At 76.4% G+C, this 7,210-nt stretch carries 5 protein-coding genes; 2 read left to right on the top strand and 3 right to left on the bottom strand.

Annotated features, from left to right (window positions below; translation table 11 throughout):
- Positions 1 to 269: 269 nt before the first annotated feature.
- Both purH and purN read right to left on the bottom strand, forming a co-directional pair.
- The gene (gene purH, locus AB0399_RS39990) at positions 270 to 1,853 is read right to left on the bottom strand and encodes a bifunctional phosphoribosylaminoimidazolecarboxamide formyltransferase/IMP cyclohydrolase (protein ID WP_366414633.1); all 1,584 of its coding nucleotides are present in this window, start codon (positions 1,851 to 1,853) and stop codon (positions 270 to 272) included.
- The gene (gene purN, locus AB0399_RS39985) at positions 1,850 to 2,473 is read right to left on the bottom strand and encodes a phosphoribosylglycinamide formyltransferase (RefSeq protein ID WP_328468259.1); all 624 of its coding nucleotides are present in this window, start codon (positions 2,471 to 2,473) and stop codon (positions 1,850 to 1,852) included. Before purN ends, purH begins: the two co-directional genes overlap by 4 nt.
- Before the next feature lie 237 nt (positions 2,474 to 2,710).
- Here purN and AB0399_RS39980 point away from each other — a divergent pair, with 237 nt between their 5' ends.
- Complete coding sequence (locus AB0399_RS39980) at positions 2,711 to 3,592, top strand: hypothetical protein (protein ID WP_329365639.1); 882 nt, start codon at positions 2,711 to 2,713, stop codon at positions 3,590 to 3,592.
- 42 nt (positions 3,593 to 3,634) lie between these two features.
- Here AB0399_RS39980 and AB0399_RS39975 read toward each other — a convergent pair whose 3' ends face one another.
- The gene (locus AB0399_RS39975; protein ID WP_366414632.1) at positions 3,635 to 5,638 is read right to left on the bottom strand and encodes a DUF6350 family protein; all 2,004 of its coding nucleotides are present in this window, start codon (positions 5,636 to 5,638) and stop codon (positions 3,635 to 3,637) included.
- Positions 5,639 to 5,793: 155 nt separating this feature from the next.
- Here AB0399_RS39975 and AB0399_RS39970 point away from each other — a divergent pair.
- Positions 5,794 to 7,210, top strand: a 1,417-nt coding sequence (locus AB0399_RS39970; RefSeq protein ID WP_366414631.1) for a hypothetical protein, incomplete at its 3' end; no start/stop codon positions are given.

Raw genomic sequence — 7,210 nt, 5'->3', positions numbered from 1 at the left:
GAGCGCGGAGGTGTCGGCCGCCGCGAGTTGCTCCCTGCTGAACCCGTCGCCTCACTTGGTGCGGCTCCTTTCGCGGAGGGAGCCGCACATACCCAGGGGCGCGGGGAACTGCGCGACCGGCCACAGCGCGCCGCAAGGTGAAGGCACGACCGCAAGGGGCACCGTCCTAGGGGCGCGGGGAACGGCGCGACGAGCCACCCACCGGGGGGTGGTCCCGGGACGGGCGGGAGCGGGGCACCCGGGGGGTCAGGGGCACCGCCCCCGCGAGGTCAGTGGAAGAAGTGGCGGGTACCCGTGAAGTACATGGTGACCCCGGCCTTCTTCGCAGCCTCGACGACCGCCTCGTCACGGATGGACCCACCCGGCTGGGCCACCGCCTTGACGCCGGCGGCGGTCAGCACTTCAAGCCCGTCGGGGAACGGGAAGAACGCGTCGGAGGCGGCGTAGGAACCCGCGGCGCGCTCCACCCCGGCCCGCTCCACCGCCAGCTTCGCCGAGTCGACCCGGTTGACCTGCCCCATGCCGACCCCGACGGTCGCCCCGTCCTTCGCCAGAAGGATCGCGTTGGACTTGACCGCCCGGCAGGCCCGCCAGGCGAACGCGAGGTCGGCCAGTTCGGCGGCGGACAGCGGCTCACCGGTCGCGAGGGTCCAGGTGGACGGGTCGTCGCCGTCGGCCTGGAGCCGGTCCTTGGCCTGCACGAGGACGCCGCCCTCGATCGGGCGGTGCTCCGTGGTGGCGGCGGGCGCGTCGGCGCAGCGCAGCACGCGGATGTTCTTCTTGCGGGCCAGCACCTCGACGGCGCCGTCCTCGTAGGCGGGGGCGACGATCACCTCGGTGAAGATCTCCGCGACCTGCTCGGCCATCGCCACGGACACCGAACGGTTGACCGCGATGACCCCGCCGAACGCGGAGAGCGGGTCGCAGGCGTGCGCCTTGCGGTGCGCGTCGGCGACGTCGGCGCCGACCGCGATCCCGCACGGGTTGGCGTGCTTGATGATCGCCACGCAGACGCCGTCGTGGTCGTAGGCGGCCCGGCGGGCGGCCTCGGTGTCGACGTAGTTGTTGTACGACATCTCCTTGCCGTGCAACTGCTCCGCGCCCGCCAGGCCGGTACCGCTGCCGTCGGTGTAGATCGCCGCGCCCTGGTGCGGGTTCTCGCCGTAGCGAAGGGTGTTGAGGCGGGTGTACGTGGCGCCGGTGAAGGCGGGGAACTCGTCGTCGGCGCTGTAGCCGTCCAGGAACCAGGAGGCCACGGCCACGTCGTACGCGGCGGTGTGCTGGAACGCCTCGGCGGCCAGCCGCTTGCGGGCGGCGAGGTCGAAGCCGCCGTCGCCCACCGCGGCGAGCACGTCGGCGTAGCGGGCGGGGCTGGTGACGACCGCGACGGAGGGGTGGTTCTTGGCGGCGGCCCGGACCATGGAGGGGCCGCCGATGTCGATCTGCTCGACGCACTCGTCGGGGCTCGCGCCCGAGGCGACGGTCTCGCGGAACGGGTAGAGGTTCACCACGACCAGCTCGAACGGCTTGACGTCCAGCTCGTCGAGCTGCCTGCGGTGGTCCTCCAGCCGCAGGTCGGCGAGGATGCCGGCGTGCACCCGCGGGTGCAGGGTCTTCACCCGGCCGTCCAGGCACTCGGGGAAGCCGGTCAGCTCCTCGACCTTGGTGACGGGCACGCCGGCGGCGGCGATCCGCCCGGCGGTCGAGCCGGTCGACACCAGTTCGACGCCGGCCGCGTGCAGGCCGCGGGCCAGCTCCTCCAGACCGGTCTTGTCGTAGACGCTGATCAGCGCGCGGCGGATGGGCCGCTGCGTCCCGCTGTCCTGCGGGGTGTCCTGGGAGGTGGCGCTCATGCCGGAATCAAAACCTTTCGTCCCTCAATGCGGTAGCCGTCACGCGACAGGCGTCCCACCACGTCGACGAGCAGCCGTCGCTCGACTTCCTTGATGCGCTCGTGGAGCGCTTCCTCCGTGTCGTCCGGCCGGACCTCGACCACGCCCTGGGCGATGACCGGGCCGGTGTCGACGCCGTCGTCGACGAAGTGGACGGTGCACCCGGTGACCTTGGCGCCGTACGCGAGCGCGTCCCGCACGCCGTGGGCACCGGGGAAGCTGGGCAGCAGCGCCGGGTGGGTGTTGACGAACCGGCCGCCGAACCTGGCCAGGAACGCCGGGCCGACGATCTTCATGAAGCCGGCCGAGACCACCAGGTCCGGGTCGTACGCCGCGGTGGCCTCGGCGAGCGCGGCGTCCCAGCCGGCCCGGTCGGCGTGGTCCCGCACCCGCACGGTGAACGTGGGCAGCCCGGCGCGCTCGGCCCGCTCAAGGCCCGCGATCCCCTCGCGGTCCGCACCGACCGCCACGATCCGCGCGCCGTACGCCGGGTGGGCGTCGATGGCGTCGAGCAGGGCCTGGAGGTTGGTGCCGGAACCGGAGACGAGGACGACGAGACGAGCAGGAGTGCGGGCGGCCACGGAGGGGGCCTCTCTCGGGCGTGCGGGAATCCCGCGAACGGGGACCCTGGCGGCTGTATTTCGGGCTGCTTGGATGTTTCTATGAGACCGGGGCCGCTCGAATTCGGGGAACCCTACGAGTGCGCCGACCGTCAGCAACGATACCGGCACTCCGGACGGCCCCCACGGGACGGGGGAGCCTGCGGGCGGTAGCGTCTGGGGGAGAACACGTACGCGACAGGAGTCGAGCCCAAGGGGATGGCGCATCACATCATGAGCAGCGGCCGCATTGAACTCGCGCTGCGCGCGCCCGAGGGCGATCGGCGGGACAACCCGTTCGCGCCCCCGCCCGAGGGTGCCCCGGACCGCCCCTGGCAGCCCAGGCAGCCCTCCGGCGACCCCGGGCATCAGGGTGGCGGGGCAGGTGGGTCCGGCGGCTCCGGGTCCGGCTCCGGGGGTTCGGGCGGCACCGGTTCCGGTGGCGGCTCGGGCGACCACGGCTCAGGTGACCACGGCTCGGGCGACCACGGGCAGCAGGGCGGGCCGGAGCACCCGCACGGCGCCCCGCAGGCGTGGGGCCACCAGTGGAGCAGCCGCCAGCCGCAGTCCGGCCGGCCGGACCCGTTCGCCCGCCGCCCCGGGGACCAGCAGGGACCGACCGGGCCGCAGGGCCAGGGCCCGCGCTTCGACCCGACCGACCCGGCCCAGCGCCGCTCGCGGTACGCCCTGATCTGCGGCGGCTGGGGGCTGATCTTCTCGCTGCTCGGCTGGACCCCGCTGGGTCTGCTGCTCGGCGCGCTCGCCCTCTACTGGGGCGTCAGCGCGCTGCGGATGTCCCCCGAGGACCGCGCCAAGGCCCGCGCCCAGGCCGCCTCCGCGCTCGCCGACGCCACCCAGTCCCCCCGCCCGGCGCCGCCCGCGCCCGGCCCGGACGCCCAGCGCTCCTTCCTCACGGCGGCCTGGACCGGCGTCATCACCAGTGCGCTCACCCTCGCGATCGTCGGCGCCACCTACGGCTTCCAGATCGCCTACCGCGACTACTACGACTGCAAGTCGGACGCGCTGACCGCTCCGGCCTCGCACGCCTGCCAGAAGCTCCTGCCCTCCCCGCTGCGCGGCCTGCCCGCCCTGCGGGACTGACCACCAGGGCCGGCGCCGTCCGGCCATCGCTCAGGGTCGGGCCTAGAGCCCGTCGGGTTCAGGCTGCCCGGCGGGCGGGGGTTCGGCCGGCGGCGCCGGTGGGACCGAGGGCTCGGCGGGTGAATCCGCGGACGGATCGGTGGCCGGCTCTGCGGGTGGGTCCGCGGCCGGCTGCTGCCCGGGTGGGTCCGCGGCCGGCTGCTGCCCGGGGGGTTCCGCGGGCGACTTCACGGGCTCCTGCACGGACGGTTCGGCTCCGGAACGGGTGGACGGTTCCGCGGGCGGGTCGGCCGGACGGGGAGGGACCGGGGTCGGCGGGGCCGCGGGCGGGGCCGGAGGCGCGGGGGGCGCTGAGGGCGGCAGGTCGGGAAGCGGTGGCGGAAAGAGCGGCAATGGGGCCGGGTTGGGCCACGGCAGCGGGTCGGACCGCGTCGGGGCGAGGCCGGGCAGCGGCGGCGGGAAGGCGGTCGGCGCGGGCGGGGCCGGCTTCGGCACGAACGCGGGGGCGCCCTGCGCCGGCGGGCCCGGGGGCGCCGGAGCCACCGCTCCGCTCGGGCCCTGCTCGCCGGTACCGCTCCCCGCCGACCTGCGCAGCCGCGCCCACGACACGTCGGGCATCCGCGGCCGGGGCACCCGTAGCTCACCGACCAACGACCGCCACGGGTGCGGCGGATGGGCCACGTGGTAGCGCAGCACCAGCGCGGCCGGCACCGCGATCACCAGCGTCCACCCGGCCGCCGCGGCCCCCGCCAGCCACCAGGCCGGCCCGAAGTCCGCGAGCCTGCGCAGGCCGAGCGCACCCCCCGACCACGCGGCGAGCACCGCGAACCCGGCGCCCAGCACGAGCGAGGCCCCGGCCGTGACGCGGACCGTGCTCCACACCGGCCAGGCGTCGTTCCCGACGAACCACGCCACCGCGAGCGCGACCAGCGCCGGGACCGCGAGCGTGGTCCAGCCGACCCAGGACGTACCGCGGTCCGGCAGCGCGGCCAGCAGCGGGAAACCGGGCAGCAGCAGGTGGCCGGAGGCGCCGGCCGGGGCCACCGAGGTGCCCGTGCCGACCGCGAAGCCGACCCCGAGCGCGTACGACGCCGCCCACACCGCGAGGTTGGGCACCAGGCCGACGGCCAGCAGCAGCACCGAGACCCGCCCCACCAGCGGCGCGCTGAGCTGCTGGTACGTCTGGCCGACCGCTCCCATGTGCCAGACCAGCGCGGCCGCGCCGATCAGGGCGCCGCCGGCCACCAGCAGCGCGCCGGCCATGGCCGCGGCCCGTACCGCCGCGCCGACCTCCTCGGCGTAGGCCCGGTGCACCCGGTGGAGGCGGGCGCCGCGGAAGCGGTCCAGCGGCAGCCGTTCCGGCCCGGGCCGCCCGCAGCCCGCCCACGCCCCGCAGCCGGCCGCGGTCCCGGAGAAGAGCAGTACGTACAGGGCGGTGAGCGGATCGACGTGGACGGAACCGCCGGTGGCGTAGACGGCGACGATCGCGGCGAGGGTGAGATAGCCGGCGAGCACCCACCCGGTCACCGCGGCGGCGGCGCGCAGCCGGGCCGAGCCGGTGAGGCGGCCGTCGGGGTCGTCGCCGGGCGAGCCTGGCGAGCCGCCGTGGGCAGCCGGGCCGCTCGCGCCCGCGTGACCGTCGGAGCCGTCTTCGCCGGTGGCTCTCTCCGGCCCGTCGGCGTCCTTGCCGTCGACCGCGGCGGCCACGGCCGAGGACGTGCCGCGGAAGACCAGCCACGCGGGCAGCACGCTGAGCAGCAGCGGCGCCACGGCGACGGGCGCGGGGTCGCCGGAGAGCGTGTCGGTACGCACCAGGTCCGCGCCCTGCGCGAGCAGCCACAGGTCGGCGCCCACGTGCAGGGCGCCGCCGAGACTGGTGTCGGGGAAGGGCGAACCGATCCACAGCATCAGCACGGCGGCGGCGATCCCGCCGAGTCCCAGCCCGGCGGCGACCGCGCCCGCGGCCAGCGCGGACACGCGGAGCGCGGCCCAGCGCGGCGGCGGGGCGGATACGGAAGCGGTCAGCGGCTCGCTCGTCTGCGTCACGGCCACCCATGGTGACAGGAACACCCGTTTCGCCCCGGGAGAAGGCGAAAAGCCGACGTGTCGGCCATGATGTGCCCTATGTGTCATTTTTTCGGACCGTCATGTCAACGGATGGACGCCACCGGTGCGGCGGGGGCCCGGCGGAAGGCGGTCCGATGAGTTCGCGGCGCAAGTCCCGCAAACGGTCGGCCGCGGCCAGGTCCGCCCGGCCCCGCCCCGCGACCCGCCCGGCGGCGCCCGCGAGCACGGGTACGCCCGCGGGCGATGGTCAGGGCACGGCGCCCGCCGCGGACGACGGTCAGGGCACGGACAAGGCCGCCACCGCCGGGTCGGGCCCGGGGGCGGGCCGCGGCGGGCGGAAGGCCGGCCGGGAAGCCGACCGGAAGAAGGCGGCGGTCGCGGGCAACCGCACGTACGCGGGCGCGGACACCCGCGCACCCCGCGCGGCAGGCGGCCCCGCCAGGACCCCCGTGGGCGCGGGCGCGGCAGCCCGTACGGCCCCCCGGTCCGCGGCACTCGTGGCGGCCGCCGCTCCGACCGCCATCGGCGCCGCCACCCTGACGGCACCTCAAGTGCCGTTCGACGCCGAGGCGGTGACGGCACCCGCACCCGAAGCAGCGCCCGAATCCGCGCCCGAATCCGTACCCGTGTCCGCACCGTACGTATCCGAAGCCGCGCCGCCCGCCCCCGCCCCCGCCCCGATCCCGGCACCGGACCTCGGCCTTCCCGCCGACGCCACCCCCGACGACGCCTTCGACGCCCTCTACCGCCATGCCGCCGGCGCCCTGTTGCGCCAGGTGGACCTGCTCACCGGTGACGCGTCCCAGGCGCGGAGGTCCGTGGCGTACGCGTACGACCTGGCCTGGCAGCGGTGGCCCGAGGTGGCGCGGGACAGCGACCCGGTGGGCTGGCTGCGCGCGGCCGCGTACGACCACGCGCTGGCGCCCTGGCAGCGGTGGGTGCCCGCGTGGGCGGGCGGGCACCGGACCCGGCCGCGTACCCCCGACGACCCGCTGGCGGCAGCCCTGCTCACGCTCCGCCCGACCCAGCGCAAGGCGCTCCTGCTCCACGACGGGCTCGGGCTCGATCTGCCGGCAGCGGCAGCGGAGGTGGAGGCCAGCGAGGAGGCGGCCGCGGCCCGGATCATCGCGGCCCGCGAGACGCTGACCGAGGCCGTACCGGACCTCGCGGAGGAGGTGCTGCCGGCGCGGCTCGGCGCACTGCTCGACGGCGGCGCCGTCCCGGACTCCGGCCCGGACTCCGGCCCTGGCGCGGACGCCGGTCCCGGCGGGGACTCGGGCTCGAACTCCGGTTCCGTCGCCGAGCCGCCGGACCTCCCCGACGGCGTGCGGGCCGCGAGCGAGCGCGGGGCGCGGCATCGTACCGTCGGGGCGTACGCCCTGACCGCGGCGATCGCGGCGGCCACCACGGTCGCGGTGATCCTCACCCCGGCGCACCAATCGGCGCACCGTGCACGGCAGTCGGGCCCGGGCGCGCACGCTCCCGCCCGGACCGGCGACCGGCCCGGCCCTGCACAGCAGGGCGGCGCGGGTCCGCTCCCTTCCGGGAAGC

Source organism: Streptomyces sp. NPDC088194 (assembly GCF_040702025.1).
Classification (GTDB): Bacteria; Actinomycetota; Actinomycetes; order Streptomycetales; family Streptomycetaceae; genus Actinacidiphila.
This window is presented reverse-complemented; position numbering and strand designations above follow the sequence as displayed.

Coding starts and splice junctions, on each gene's coding strand:
- purH (WP_366414633.1), bottom strand. CDS start 1,853: ATGAGCGCCACCTCCCAGGACACCCCGCAGGACAGCGGGACGCAGCGG.
- AB0399_RS39980 (WP_329365639.1), top strand. CDS start 2,711: ATGGCGCATCACATCATGAGCAGCGGCCGCATTGAACTCGCGCTGCGC.